Source organism: Oleiphilus sp. HI0086, from assembly GCF_001635225.1.
This window is the reverse complement of record NZ_LWFZ01001168.1, coordinates 1-537: the sequence shown is the minus strand read 5'-3', so window position 1 is coordinate 537 and position 537 is coordinate 1. Positions and strand designations below refer to the sequence as shown.

The following is a 537-nucleotide window of genomic DNA, read 5'->3' as shown; positions in this document are numbered from 1 at the left end:
AGACGCTTTGACCGATCTCTAATAAACATTGAACTAGCGACATGCAGTGTCGAGGACAGAGCCTCAAGTACTCTCGGAATCGACCCACATCGGAATGAAGTAACATGAGTGAGCAAAATAAAGCGCATCTGATCTACGATAAAGAAGATAAGCCGAGCAAAGACCGTCCGTGGATTTTCAGAACCTACGCCGGACACACCAATGTTTGGGCCTCCAATGAGCTTTACCGTAATAACCTGGCAAAAGGCCAGACGGGTTTAAGTATTGCAATGGATCTCCCCACGCAATGTGGTTACAGCTCCGATCATGATATTGCGAAACCCGAGATTGGCAAGGTCGGCGTGCCGATCAATTCACTCGATGACATGGCAGTACTATTCGATAACATTCCTTTAGAGGAAATGAACACCTCGATGACCATCAATGGTACATCCATGTGGTTATTATCTTTGTATGTTGCTTTAGCTGAAGAGCGTGGCATAGATATTAGCCAGCTTAAAGGCACGACTCAAAATGACTTGATCAAAGAGTACCTGG

Annotated in this window: 1 protein-coding gene; it reads left to right on the top strand. The window is 45.4% G+C overall.

Annotated features, from left to right (window positions below):
• Window positions 1-104: 104 nt before the first annotated feature.
• The coding region (locus A3756_RS20425) for a methylmalonyl-CoA mutase family protein (protein ID WP_231875594.1) at window positions 105-537 on the top strand (433 nt) is incomplete at its 3' end.